Below are 13358 nucleotides of genomic sequence, written 5' to 3' on the forward strand. Positions count from 1 at the left end.
CAGGATCTGTAGCTTAGAGGTTCTAACGTTCTAAACGATAACCACCATGAAATACAGGACCCACATATTCATTGAACGCAAAGCCATTGCGAATGGCAGCGGAGACAAAATCTTTAGCTTTTGCTACAGCTTCATGAACGGACAGACCGTTAGCTAAACCGCCTGTAATGGCAGCGGCAAAGGTACATCCAGCACCATGATTGTGAGCAGGCTCGATTTTGGCTGTTTGAAATACTGTGTACTCAGAACCGTCGAAGAAGACATCAATCGCTTGATCGCCCCCTAGTGCTTTGCCACCTTTAACCACGACATTACGTGCACCGAGCTTATGAATCAGACGAGCAGCTTCTTTCATATCCTCTAGGGTAGAAAGTTTGCCAAGACCTGAAAGAACGCCAGCTTCAAACAGATTTGGTGTAACCACAGTGGCAAGTGGCAGCAGTAAATCACGAATAGCCTCCGCGCTGTCTGGGTTCAAGACTTCATCTTCGCCCTTGCAGACCATGACCGGATCAATCACTACATTGGTCTGTAGATTTTCTTTGATCGCTTGCTCAGCAACACGCACAATTTCAACACTTCCCAGCATACCCGTCTTCATGGCATTTACTGGACCACCTGCGAAAATAGTTTTTAGCTGCTCAGCAACAATGGAGGCGTCAATTGGATAAACATTATGGTGCCAGCCGTTGTCCGGGTCCATTGTAACGATAGTTGTCAAGGCACTAAAGCCGTAGGTACCATACTCTTCAAATGTTTTTAGATCCGCTTGGATGCCTGCGCCACCACTGGAGTCGCTGCCTGCAATAGTTAGAGTTTTAATAATTTGAGTCATGGTAACGTCCCCTTTATATATGTCTGAATTTATAAACAACGCATTGCATTGATTATAACAAAAAATAGCACCTAAGTCTTTCTAAAAAGCAAGTGTAGGATTCCATTTCACTAACTCAGCATATCAATATAGAAAGAAATTTTAAACAAAACGCTTAGGAGGGCGAGTATGGTCACGATTAGTTTATGTATGATTGTACGAAATGAGGAAAAAAGCCTGCATAAATGTTTGTCTAGCGTTGCAAGTCTTGTAGATGAAGTGGTTATCGTGGATACAGGCTCGACGGATAAGACGAAAGAGATCGCAATGTCCTACGGAGCTGTGATTTACGATTTTGAATGGATCGAAAACTTTAGTGCCGCACGTAATTTTGCCTTCAGTAAAGCTACTCAGGAGTATATTTTGTGGCTGGATGCGGATGACTATATAAAGGAAGCGGATCAGATTCTGTTTAAAAAGCTAAAGGAGATTCTGCCAGGACATTTTCACAGCGTGAACATGCAGTATAATTTGGCTTTTGACGAGGCTGGGAATGTCACAGCTAGCTTGCGTCGGAATCGGCTAGTTCGCCGGAGCTGCAATTTTCAATGGATTGGCCCAGTACATGAGTATCTAGAGGTAAGTGGCCCTTCCTTTAGTAGTGATGTCTGTATTACCCATGAGAAGGATAAGGAATATACAGACCGTAATTTGCGGATTTACCAAAAAAGAGTGGCCGAGGGTGAAACATTCTCTCCAAGGGATCAGTATTATTATGCGAATGAATTAAGGGATCATGCTATAAATGAAGAGGCTTGCAAATACTACGAGCTGTTTTTGGCGGGTGGACAGGGCTGGATAGAAGATAATTTTCAAGCTTGCTTAAGGCTTGCCGAATGCCGGGAACGGCTGGGGGATAAAGACGGTGCATATGAAGCATTATGCAGAACGTTACAGTACGATAAACCACGTTCAGAGTTCTGCTGCCGACTTGGGGCCCTTCTATTGGAAAAGGGTCAATTGCACCCAGCAACATACTGGTATGAGCTTGCGATACAGCTGCCACGGGATAACGATTCGATGGGGATGAAAAATGGGATTTTTTATACCTGGCTGCCGCATCTCCAATTGGCACTCTGTTATGATCGCCTTGGCCAACACGAGTTAGCGAATCATCATAATGAAACGGCGCTGAACTTTTATCCGTCCCATCCTAGCATGTTATATAACCGCACTTATTTTAAAAATTTGCTTGGCGACAAATATGTAGCGATTCAAGCTTAACAAAAATGCCCCCAGTAGTCATGATTTTGACTCTGGGGGTTTTCGTCGTTAAGACACCCTCTTTTTAATATGCTGGATTGTATTGTTGTTCTTTTTTGTAATCGTTGGGAGGGAGTCCAACCTCTTGTTTGAACAGCTTAGAGAAATAGGAGTAGTTGTTATAGCCAACCTTGTTTGCGACAGTATAAACAGACATATTTGTGGTTTCCAATAGATGCTTTGCAGCCGCGATTCTAACTTGGATGACGTAGCTGCCTAATGAAACACCAGTTTCTCGTTTGAATATTCTTGCCAGATAATCAGGATTGAGGTAGACAATTTCGGCCAAATCATTTCGTGTCAGATCATCACCGTAATGCGAATGAATGTATTGTTTGATTTCCTCCGCGACGGATTTGGTCTGTGCGGCAAACTCACGGTATTTCATCGCTGTAGTCACTAGATATTTAAGATATTCTTCCATATCCTCGATCGAGTTCAGAGAGTGCAAGGATAATTTATCGTTAGTTTTGCCGGAGTATAGTTTGTGTGACCGTATCCCTTTGAGGTTGAGAAATGAATAGACTAGCTGAACAATATCTAAGCGGAATAAGCTAAGGACAGAGGTCTCCAGAGTTCTATTGGTAAGCATAACCCTTAGAGATTTCGTAACTTCCTCAAGAAAAGTAGTGAACTGATTCTGGTTCAGCAGCTCTTCCAAATAGACAAGATCCGGTGGCGTATAGCCAGTTTTATTTTGATAGAGATAGGCTTCCACTAAAAAAGTCTGATTTCTGCATCTCGTAATTTCCTTATCCATGCGAAGCGATTGTTTCAGAACATTCCCCACATGATTCAGTTTATCGTATAAACCAATATTGCAGCAGACGTCGCATTTTAAATAAGGAATCGCCTTTTGAATAAAGGAAGAGCATAATTCTTCAAGCAAGGACGTGTCGGGTGTCTGATTCCATTTTAATATGGCGATCCAATTATAATCTTTATATTCCAGAATGCTCTCGATGGTAAAGCAAGGACTCTGTAACAATTCATATAATACGTTCAGCAGAGCAAAATCAAAAAGATCCTTCTCTTCTTTTCCCATACTGCCGTTGTAAGGAAATAGGTTAAAGATTAAAGGCTGCAGAGTGTCACTCATTTGATAGGAGAGGTTCTGTTCCTCAATGGCAAGGGTGATGTCCGCTAATTTAATCGGAAATGAAGTGCTTCCACTAACCAACTTACGCCAAAAATGCTCGAGAATCTTCGCCTGGTTTTTTTGCCAAAAGTAACCGCCTTGAATGGCTTTTTCATTTCTTTGCTGCTCTTTTGCCTGTGTGACAGCCTTATGGATAATCAGCATCAGCTTATCAAATTCGATGGGCTTCAGAAAATATTCAAAGCTTTGCAATTCAATAGCTTTCTGGGCATAGTTGAAATCCGCATAATTAGTAAGAAGTATAGTCTGAATACTATAATTCCCTTCGCGAATCCAGGCCAGTAATTCCAATCCGCTGCCCTGAGGCATTTCAATATCCGAAATTAGAATTTGAATAGAATGCTTTTCTATTATTTCACGTGCCTGAGCGACATTATTTGCTGTATAGACAGTATCAATGTGTAACGATTCCCAATCTATTCTCTTTTGCAATGCAGCAATAACATAAAAGTCATCATCAACAAGCAGTACATTCATAGTTAGCTCTCCATTCATTTAGATTTTTTTAGGAAGCTCCGGGAGAGATAAGATTACACTAGCGCCGCCGCTCTCCAAATTGGAAAAGGTGATAGTTGCTCTTTTTAAATAGAGATATTCCAGCCGTTTAAGCGTATTCATAATACCGATCTGCATACCGTTGCTTTGATCCAAGGGCTCACCAAGATTAAGCTTCTCTAGCACTTGCGGTGGAAAACCGGGACCGGTGTCGGTGATCTGGATAACGAGCATGTCTTCCTCTTCAATCCGTAATCGCTGGACTGTAAGCCTGATCTCTACTTCATGTTCTCGTGAAATCGCATATTTAATAGAATTTTCAATGAAGGTTTGCAGCACTAATGGCGGAATTTCCACACAGCTTGCCTGATCCTCTTGCTCAATATTGTAAATAAATGCATCCTGATAACGTTGCTTTTGAATCTCTAGATAGGTTCGGACATGCTCGATTTCATCCTCCAGCCGGACAAAATTCTCACCATTTTGAAAAATATAACGGAAATATTTCGACGTAGATAACGTCATATTCTCAATTTCTTTATACATTTCAATTTGGGCCATGCTATAGATGCTAGTCAGGCAATTTAAGAAAAAGTGGGGCTTGATCTGTAGCTTCATATAATCCAGTTGTATCCGCTGCTTCTCCAGTTCCTGCTCGTACATAGCGATTTTAAAGGTTTTGATTTGATCAACTAAATCTTTAAACTGTGTGTTTGCTTGTTCCAGCTCTATAATCTCACTGCTTTTGAAATCTGCGGGTTGCCCAGCCTCATTAATGAAAGCAAGGTTCTCAGAGAAGCTTTGAATCGGGCCTAGTACTCTTTTCTTGAAAAACAGCAGAACGATGCATAAAGTGGAAGTTACAATGAAGAAGAGTAACATTATAAGCAGCTGAGCAATGATTATTTTTTCGAATATGCCATATTTAATGACCATTTTAGTGCTGAAGGTGGTGTCCGAGAAGGCGCTGTTGATTGTTGTACGCGATTGCAAAAGATTAGAGAAGCCTCTCTCTTCCGTTATCAGCTTTCCGCTGTTCGATATGGGACTCGATAAAGGCTGTTCATTCTCATCTACGAGAGAAACATAACCATTGGCACCCAGATTAATTTGGCGTAGAGGACGGATCAGATTATCGGCGGAGATCAGTCCAATTAAATAACGATTGTAATAAGGAACGATATTAATTACGTAGTAGTGGTTGTTAACAAGGATAGGCGTCCATTTGGAATAAAACTTCTCATACATCTCCTTATCATCAATATAAGAAATAATCTTCGTTTTGAGCTGCCTGTAATCCGTATAGGTCACACTGATCGGTGCACAATTTAAAAAGTAGTTCTCATTTTTCAAATAGTAGAAAAAGTTGTACTCATGTCCGTAGTTTTTTTGCAGCTCGGTAAAGCGTTTATGCAGATTATCATTTGCCTTCAAGAACTCGATACTGTTGACCCCGTAAGTATTCATCGCAAGCAAGCTCTCATCGTTCCCAAGCGTCCAGCCCATATAGTGATTAATGTAAGCGAAATCATGATTGATACGATTAATGTAGAGTGCCGCAGTATCCTGTAAATTTCGAGTGGACTGCTGCTTAACGATAGAAATGGAAGTAATGCTGATCGCTAAATCCAGAATGAGGACTGTGAACGAGACTGCCATCATGACTTTTATATAATGACGAATGGGGTAGGTTTTGTGCTTCGCTGTTTTTTTGTTCATAAAATCATTATAAGACCTCTGCAGGAAAAATACAGGAGAACTCGCTAGCGATTTACCGCAAAGTCCGGAAAGCACATACAGAAGTCTAGATACTGTTATTAAGTCCCTTCAAGCGAAGGCTTTTGATTTCGTGTTTTTTGTAAGCGGATTCAAAGGTCTGGATAACCGTCTTAAAGGGTCCGGAATACGAAAAAATAAGACGTTATGATTAAGCTATTCAGATAATCTTTGATTAATTGAAATGGGGGATTAAGAGGATGAGTCAACACAGTAAGAAAAAGACGGCAAAGAAATGGACTGTGGGTCTGCTGGCGGCGGCTATGGTATTTGGTATTGCTGGCTGCGGCGGAAAAGACGGGAATAATGCTGCGACTAGTGAGACGAGCAGTTACAACAAAGAAGGTCTGCCAATTGTTAATGAGCCTGTAACGCTTAAGGTGCTGACCGTACGTTGGGGAAGCATGGGAGACACGTTTACGCAGAACCAATGGCTGAAGGATCTGGAGAAAAATACAAATGTCAAAATCGAATGGCAAGTGATGTCCTCCAATGACTGGGCCGAACAGAAGTCCATTCTGCTGGCTAGCGGTACACTTCCAGATATTATCCTCGGAAATCAAACCTTCGGAGATTCCGATATCGTTAATAATCTAAGCTTTTTCCGGCCGTTAGATGATTATATTGAAAAAAATATGCCAAATCTTAAAGCGGCCATGGAAGAAACGCCTGAGTTGAAAAAAATCAGCACTTTTCCTGACGGAAAAATCTATTCATTGCCAACAAGACTTCCATCGCGTCCAAAAAGCTCTCGTCAGCCTGTGATTAACAAAACTTGGCTCGATAAATTGGGCCTGAAGGCTCCTGAAACGATTGATGAGTTATACAACGTACTTAAAGCTTTCAAAGAACAAGATCCAAACGGAAATGGCAAACAAGATGAGATTCCTTTTATTGAAATTGGGAATGACTTGATCAGTCCTTTCGGAATTGCCGACTTGAATAACAACAATATGATCATCAAGGACGGAAAAGCGATCTATTTCCCTGTTTCGGAGGAGTTCAAAGAAGGCCTTAAATGGGAAAATAAATTGTATGCGGAAGGTTTATTAGATAAAGAGGTATTCACTCAGGATGATACGATGAGATCGGCGAAGTTCCAAAATCCGGATGCTCCAATCGTAGGCTTTACGTATCAGTGGACCCCGGACGCTGTGTTTGGTAAATGGAGCGATCAATATGTGACGATTCCACCGATTGCCGGACCGGATGGTAAGCGTTATACAATCGGTAATCCAATTGGGATGAGTCTTAACCGTAATGAACTGCTGATTACTACTTCGAGTAAGTATCCAGAGGTTGCTGCGCGTTGGGCAGATCAGTTCTACACGAACGAAGCGAGCATTCAGAATTTTTGGGGTGCGATTGGAACTGTAATTAAGAAGAATGATGACAGCACCTATACATTGATGGATCCACCAGCTGGAACCAGCGCAGATGCCTGGTATTGGGATCAGTCTCTTCGAGATTTCGGACCAAAATATGTGAGCCCGTCCTTTGAACAGAAAATCGTTCTTAATCCTGAAAGTGGAGATGGACTTAAGCTGCAGCTGGATAAGCTGGGTAGTGAATATGTAACAGAGCCTTTCCCTAACGTTATGTATACCTCCGATGAGTTCGAGGAGCTGCCAACCTTGACCACGGATATCGACGGTTATGTGAATACAATGCGCGCTCAATTTATTAGCAAAGGCGGAATTGACGAAGGCTGGGATGATTATGTCAAACAGCTTAATAAAATGGGGCTTGAAAAGTTAGTTAAGATTCGCACAGATGCTTACAGTCGTTATATGAGTGTGAAATAACCTATTCGTCTTTCGAAAAAGGTGCTGCCCTACATAAATTTGTGGGGTAGCATTCTCTATTTTTAATAAGGAGGGGATGTTATGAAATCTGATCCAATTCATTTGAGTCGGAAACTCGGACAAATCAAACAAAACTGGGGTTTATATACGTTGCTTTTTCCTGCAGTAGTCCTTACGTTATTATTCGCATATAAACCCATGTATGGGGTGCTCATTGCCTTTAAGGATTATAGCCCGGCGTTAGGAATAGGCGGAAGTCCATGGGCCGGATTCAAATACTTCGAGAAGTTTTTTAATTCCTATCAATTTTCTGCAACGATCAAAAATACGCTAATTATCAGTGTGTACAGTCTGATTACGTTTCCGATTCCGATTATACTTGCGCTGATGGTTAACCAGATGAGACCAAACCGTTTTAGACGGTTTTTTCAGACGGTATCCTATATGCCACATTTTATCTCAACCGTAGTTATGGTGGGCTTAATGATGATTCTGTTCTCACCTAGCACCGGACTACTGGGCAATGTATATAGTCTTTTTGGAAAAGAAGCTCCTGATCTAATGGGCTCTGCCGGATTATTCAGCAGTGTGTACGTCTGGTCGGATGTGTGGCAGCATGTCGGCTGGGACAGCATTATCTTTATCGCTGCTCTCTCTGCTGTTGATCCTAGTTTGTATGAGGCTGCAACCGTAGACGGCGCAAGTCGGATGCATAAAATTCGTTACATCGATATTCCGATGCTGATGCCAACAGCGATAACATTGCTTATCCTGCGGGTCGGGGGACTGCTTGGGGTTGGATTTGAAAAGGTGTACTTAATGCAAAATGACTTGAACATTACTTCAAGTGAAATTCTGTCTACTTATGTCTACAAAATTGGTCTGCTCAGCAGTCAGTATAGCTTTTCGTCGGCGATCAACCTGTTCAACACGGTCATTAATTTTATTTTATTGATCATGGTCAATCAGATTTCTAAAAAATTAAGCGAAAATAGCTTGTGGTAGAAGGGAGGAGCATTGAAATGGGAGGTTTAGAGACAGCGACTAAAGGAAATGTAGGAAAAATAAAGAAGAATCGCTCCTCAGATACTATAATGGAAATTGTGATGTATGTTATATCGGCAATTTTTCTAATTATCCTGATCTATCCGCTGTATTTTATCGTCATTGCTTCGTTTAGTGATCCTTCCGCGGTTGCTGGAGGGCAAGTTTGGCTATTTCCTAAAGGGTTTACCTTTGATGGTTATAAAGAGCTGCTTCGTCATGAGAATATTTGGATCGGGTATTGGAATACCATCCTGTACACGGTGGTTGGGACTGCAATCGGTTTAGTAGTTAATATCTCAGCTGCCTATGCGTTGTCAAGAAAGGACCTTGTGGGGCGAAAATATATTTCGCTGTTTTTCATATTTACAATGTTCTTTAACGGGGGGTTGATTCCTACTTTTTTAACGGTTCGTGATTTCCATCTCTATGATACTTTCTTGGTTATGGTACTGCCTTTTGCAGTTGGAGTCTTTAATATCATAGTGGCACGAACTTTTTTCCAGACTAGTATTCCGGGCGATTTATGGGAAGCAGCGCAAATTGATGGTTGTGGCAATCTCCGTTATTTTGCACTGATAGTTTTACCGTTGTCGAAGGCTATTATTGCAGTGTTAGGTTTATGGATCGCTGTAGGTTATTGGAATTCATATTTTAATGCCTTGATTTATTTGAAAAATCCTAATATGTATCCTTTGCAGCTGATCCTGCGAAATATTCTGATTACCAATCAGATGCAGTCTGGTATGGGGACCGGAGAAGCCGCACAAATCGCGTTACGGCTCGCTAATATGATGCGGTATTCGGTTATTATCGTGGCAACTGTTCCAATTATGTGTGTATACCCATTTGTGCAAAAATACTTTAACCAAGGGGTAATGATCGGCGCAGTGAAGGAATAAGCTCTTCTACTTTTCAACTAACATTTGTGAGGGAGCAAGACCGTAATGAAAAAGCAACCCAAAAACAGTATCAATAGAACAATCACCGTCATTCTTCTAGTGACAACGTTGCTTGCTGGCCTTACAGCCTGTAAAGGGGATAAAGGGGTAAACTCTGTTGAATCTGATCCGGGTCAATTTCATAAAGAAGGTTTGCCAATCGTGGATAAGCCCATGACGCTGAAGGTTCTAACGGTTCGGTGGGGAAGCATGGGAGATAACTTTATCCAGAATCAATGGCTGAAGGATTTGGAAAAAAATACGAATGTCAAAATCGAATGGCAGGTGATGTCTGCTAATGATTGGAGTGAGCGGAAGTCCATTATGCTGGCAAGCGGTACACTTCCAGATATCATTTTAGGGAGTGAGACCTTCGGAGATTCGGATATCGTCAATAATTTAAGCTTATTCAGGCCGCTTGATGATTATATCGAAAGCTATATGCCTAACCTCAAAGCAGCCATGCAGGAAGAGCCTGAATTGAAAAAAATCAGTACTTTTCCTGACGGGAAAATCTACTCTTTGCCTGCAAGATTACCTTTACGTCCTAAAAGCTCACGCCAACCCGTGATTAACAAAACCTGGCTGGATAAATTGGGATTGAAGATTCCCGATACGATAGATGATCTATACAACGTGCTAAAAGCATTTAAAGAACGTGACCCTAATGGGAATGGAAGGCTGGATGAGATACCTGTTATCGAAGTAAGTAATGATCTCATCAGTCCCTTCGGAATCACGGATCTGAACAATAACTTTATGGTCGTCCAGGACGGAAATGCGGTATATTACCCTGTTTCAGAGGCGTACAAAGAAGGGCTCAAATGGGAGCATAAATTGTTTGTCGAAGGTTTGCTTGATAAAGAATTATTCACGCAAGATGAAACGATGAGATCAGCCAAGTTTCTTAATCCGGATGCTCCTATCGTAGGATTCTCGTATCAGTGGACGCCGGATGCCGTATTTGGCAAATGGAGTGATCAATATATCACGATTCCTCCGATTGCAGGACCGGATGGTAAGCGCTACACCATAGGAAATCCGTATGGAATGAATCTGGAGCGCAACGAGCTGCTAATTTCCACTTCTTGCAAATACCCAGAGATTGCTGCCCGCTGGGCTGATCAGTTCTACACCAATGAAGCAAGCATTCAAAATTTCTGGGGAGCGATAAACACCGTTATTAAGAAAAATATTAACGGTTCTTATACATTGATGGACCCACCGATGGGTACCAGTGCTGATGCCTGGTATTGGGATCAATCACTCCGGGATTTCGGGCCGAAATATGTCAGTCCAGAGTTTGAAAAATCCATCTTTCTAAACCCAAAAACCGGAGATGGACTGAAGCTGCAGCTCGATAAGCTGGGAAGCGATTATACAACGCCACCTTTCCCTGATGTAATGTACACCGCTGAAGAGTTTCAGCTGCTGCCGACTTTGACTACGGACATCGATAGTTATGTCAATACAATGCGTGCTCAGTTTATAATTACAGGTAAAATTGACGAGGGCTGGGCTGATTATGTGAAACAGCTGCGGGGAATGGGACTGGAGAAGCTGGTTAAAATTCGTACCGATGCTTACAGTCGTTATGTGAATGTAGAATAGAGTATTATGTGAAATACTGACGGCTAGGCTGTAACATCCTATTTCACTTATTTAAACAAAGGAGGTTCTCTCTATGCGAGTGGCATAAAGAGAACCTCCTTATTCTTTTTACTTTATTAGCAGGGTTTGAATGGCATGAGCCGGAATCATGTTCTCAGCCAAGTTGTTATGGAAGCGCAGGGTGAAAGGAAGCTCTTGTTCCGTGCGGTTCATAACGATAACAGCAATGGTGCCATCTGGGTTACGGAAAGCCGTTGTTTCAAGCTTATCAGTATATTTAGAGTGCCCAATTCGTTTAGCACCTGGGCGAATGTATTTACTGAAATGCCCGATGTAATAGAAGGAGCTCTCAAATATAATTTCATCGTTTTTCGTATCTCCAATAATTGGAGCATCGCAGTAGTTACCTACATGGTTAGGGCCCCCTTGCTCGTCCAAGACAATATTCCAGTCCGTCCAGCTTGACATCCAGTTGTTCAGGTTACCAATGATATCATGGCCGTAACGTTCGCCTGTGTTCCATGAGCCGAGATGAACGCCACCTTCTTGGCAGCCTTCACTGAAGAACAGCTTCTTGTCTGGGAAGCGATCATGAACGGCCGATAGGGCTTCGAAGTGATCTCCGGAGTACCAGTGGAAGCAAATTCCCCAAATGTATTTGGAAGCTTCTTGATCTTCAAAAGCAACCTTGGCACGATCATACACGCGCTCCTTGTTATGATCCCAGATCATAACCTTTACATGAGCCAAACCGGCTTGTTCCAAGGCAGGTCCCAAGTAATCACGAACAAAATCTTTTTCTTCTTCGGCAGTATAAAGGCAAGAATCCCAGATTTGAACAGCCTTCGCTTCATTCTGAACACTAACAGCCCAAATATCGATGCCTTCAGCTGCGTAAGCCTGAATATATTTTACGAACATGTTGGCCCAAGCCTCACGGTATTCAGGCTTAAGAGCTCCACCACCGTTCATTTGACCGTTCGTTTTCATAAAAGCAGGTGGACTCCAAGGAGAGGAGAACAAACGGAAATCTTCACCAACAGCTGTTGCAGCATTTTTGATTAGGGGGATAATTGACTCTTGATCTCTGGAAATATCGAACGAACGGAGCTCAGCATCGCCTTCTTCTACATAAGCATAGTTGCCGAGTGAGAAGTCACAGCTCTGGATATGCGAGCGGCAAAGGGTATACCCAATTCCGTGCTCAGGATCAAAATAAGCGTCGATGATTTCTTTTTGTTTAGCTTCACTTAGTTTAGCGATGGTAACAGCAGAAGCCTCGGTAAGTGCACCACCGAAACCTTCCATTTCCTGATACTCCAGATCATCATAAATATTGATGAGCTCTGATTCGACGCCCGATGTGTCAGGGAGGAAGATCAGAGGGTCTTTTTCTGTCAGACGGTCGGTAGTTTCTTTTGCTGTTTGAATGACGCGAACAATTTTACTCATAGTGGTTGGTAACCTCCTGTACATATAAATTCTGTCTTTATTATAGAAGGAGATTCACTGCTCTTTGAAGAAACAATATGGCTAATAACCTCAACGATCTGGTCATCGATTACTTAGAGAAGAGGAGTGAATGCAATGGAAACTAATCGTGTCCAAATAAGCCTATGCGGATTTATTTGCCATACTCAGCCTTTTCGGCAATTATATCGCAGTGGGCTGGATACCTATATCATCAGGCTGCAAGCAGAAGGGGAGTGTGAAGTACTGATCGATGGGGACATGGTAACCGTGGTGCCTGGTGATCTGTTATTATTTAAGCCTCAAGATATATATGATCTGAGAATCGGCGAAAAGAAGAGTCCGCTGGGACATAGTGTGGACTATTTTGTAATGTGTACAGGGAAATGGGTGGATCAGTGGTGGAACCTGCGCGAAAGACCGAAGAAGGTTAGAATTGCGGATGATGGCAAGCTCCAAAGTATATGGCAACAGCTTGATCTGGAGAATAGAAGATTAGATGGGGGTAGCCCTGAAATACTTGAGGCGCTGTTTAAAGCGCTATGTCTGCTGTTAGATCGGGCTATGGAAGAAGCACCTGCATCATCATCAGCCTCACTGCTGCACGGGCTTAAGATGAAGAGTTATGTAGAGGAGCATGCTACATCAGAAATCAGGCTAAAGGATGTAGCTGCCCATGCCGGAATTAGTGTAACGAGGGCTGTGCATGTATTCAAAATTCAATTCGGCTGCTCTATTATGCAATATGCTGGGCAAATTCGGCTTGCTATGGCACTTCGATTAATGGACAACACCAATTATACCTTAGAGCGAATAGCAGAGGAGACGGGGTTTGGAAGCTACACCTATTTCCACAGGGTATTTCGGGAACGTTATGGCGTCTCACCAGGCAACTATCGTAAGAGAGAGTAGCCTTCACT

The 13358-nt window shown here is 42.3% G+C and carries 10 protein-coding genes; 6 read left to right on the forward strand and 4 right to left on the reverse strand.

The features are described from left to right. Positions 1-22 precede the first annotated feature (22 nt). Entirely contained in the window at positions 23-835 is an 813-nt protein-coding gene (gene thiD / locus MKY19_RS10815; protein WP_042126537.1) for a bifunctional hydroxymethylpyrimidine kinase/phosphomethylpyrimidine kinase, read from the reverse strand. 168 nt (positions 836-1003) lie between these two features. Here thiD and MKY19_RS10820 point away from each other — a divergent pair, with 168 nt between their 5' ends. Continuing rightward, a complete protein-coding gene (locus MKY19_RS10820; RefSeq protein ID WP_339802657.1) occupies positions 1004-2098 on the forward strand; it encodes a glycosyltransferase family 2 protein in 1095 nt (364 codons plus the stop codon). A gap of 64 nt (positions 2099-2162) precedes the next feature. Here MKY19_RS10820 and MKY19_RS10825 read toward each other — a convergent pair whose 3' ends face one another. Both MKY19_RS10825 and MKY19_RS10830 read right to left on the reverse strand, forming a co-directional pair. Next, entirely contained in the window at positions 2163-3791 is a 1629-nt protein-coding gene (locus tag MKY19_RS10825; RefSeq protein ID WP_339802660.1) for a helix-turn-helix domain-containing protein, read from the reverse strand. After that, entirely contained in the window at positions 3792-5510 is a 1719-nt protein-coding gene (locus tag MKY19_RS10830) for a histidine kinase (RefSeq protein WP_339802662.1), read from the reverse strand. A 257-nt stretch (positions 5511-5767) separates the two neighbouring features. On the opposite strand from MKY19_RS10830, the gene MKY19_RS10835 reads away from it, so the two are divergent. The 4 genes from MKY19_RS10835 to MKY19_RS10850 all read left to right on the forward strand — a co-directional run bounded on the left by MKY19_RS10835 (position 5768) and on the right by MKY19_RS10850 (position 10968). Next, positions 5768-7372: an extracellular solute-binding protein gene (locus tag MKY19_RS10835; protein WP_076283055.1), complete on the forward strand. Its 1605-nt coding sequence runs from the start codon at positions 5768-5770 to the stop codon at positions 7370-7372. An 81-nt stretch (positions 7373-7453) separates the two neighbouring features. Further along, on the forward strand, positions 7454-8377 hold the full coding sequence (locus MKY19_RS10840; RefSeq protein ID WP_042187071.1) for an ABC transporter permease subunit: 924 nt from the start codon (positions 7454-7456) through the stop codon (positions 8375-8377). 17 nt (positions 8378-8394) lie between these two features. Continuing rightward, positions 8395-9318, forward strand: a complete 924-nt coding sequence (locus tag MKY19_RS10845) for a carbohydrate ABC transporter permease (protein ID WP_076283054.1) — start codon at positions 8395-8397, stop codon at positions 9316-9318. A gap of 45 nt (positions 9319-9363) precedes the next feature. Continuing rightward, the gene (locus MKY19_RS10850) at positions 9364-10968 is read left to right on the forward strand and encodes an extracellular solute-binding protein (protein ID WP_339802667.1); all 1605 of its coding nucleotides are present in this window, start codon (positions 9364-9366) and stop codon (positions 10966-10968) included. Between the two features lie 108 nt (positions 10969-11076). Here the strand turns inward: MKY19_RS10850 and MKY19_RS10855 are convergent, their stop codons facing one another. Then, complete coding sequence (locus tag MKY19_RS10855) at positions 11077-12420, reverse strand: glycoside hydrolase family 30 protein (RefSeq protein WP_042187078.1); 1344 nt, start codon at positions 12418-12420, stop codon at positions 11077-11079. A gap of 135 nt (positions 12421-12555) precedes the next feature. Here MKY19_RS10855 and MKY19_RS10860 point away from each other — a divergent pair, with 135 nt between their 5' ends. After that, positions 12556-13350: a helix-turn-helix domain-containing protein gene (locus tag MKY19_RS10860; RefSeq protein ID WP_339802671.1), complete on the forward strand. Its 795-nt coding sequence runs from the start codon at positions 12556-12558 to the stop codon at positions 13348-13350. Positions 13351-13358: the final 8 nt, after the last annotated feature.

It is taken from the genome of Paenibacillus sp. FSL R5-0744 (assembly GCF_037972555.1).
In the GTDB taxonomy this organism is placed as follows: domain Bacteria; phylum Bacillota; class Bacilli; order Paenibacillales; family Paenibacillaceae; genus Paenibacillus_AQ.

Excerpts from the sequence above, each read along its gene's own strand:
- MKY19_RS10845 (WP_076283054.1), top strand. The coding sequence starts at position 8,395 with ATGGGAGGTTTAGAGACAGCGACTAAAGGAAATGTAGGAAAAATAAAG.
- MKY19_RS10840 (WP_042187071.1), top strand. The coding sequence starts at position 7,454 with ATGAAATCTGATCCAATTCATTTGAGTCGGAAACTCGGACAAATCAAA.
- thiD (WP_042126537.1), bottom strand. The coding sequence starts at position 835 with ATGACTCAAATTATTAAAACTCTAACTATTGCAGGCAGCGACTCCAGT.
- MKY19_RS10835 (WP_076283055.1), top strand. The coding sequence starts at position 5,768 with ATGAGTCAACACAGTAAGAAAAAGACGGCAAAGAAATGGACTGTGGGT.
- MKY19_RS10830 (WP_339802662.1), bottom strand. The coding sequence starts at position 5,510 with ATGAACAAAAAAACAGCGAAGCACAAAACCTACCCCATTCGTCATTAT.
- MKY19_RS10825 (WP_339802660.1), bottom strand. The coding sequence starts at position 3,791 with ATGAATGGAGAGCTAACTATGAATGTACTGCTTGTTGATGATGACTTT.
- MKY19_RS10860 (WP_339802671.1), top strand. The coding sequence starts at position 12,556 with ATGGAAACTAATCGTGTCCAAATAAGCCTATGCGGATTTATTTGCCAT.
- MKY19_RS10820 (WP_339802657.1), top strand. The coding sequence starts at position 1,004 with ATGGTCACGATTAGTTTATGTATGATTGTACGAAATGAGGAAAAAAGC.
- MKY19_RS10850 (WP_339802667.1), top strand. The coding sequence starts at position 9,364 with ATGAAAAAGCAACCCAAAAACAGTATCAATAGAACAATCACCGTCATT.
- MKY19_RS10855 (WP_042187078.1), bottom strand. The coding sequence starts at position 12,420 with ATGAGTAAAATTGTTCGCGTCATTCAAACAGCAAAAGAAACTACCGAC.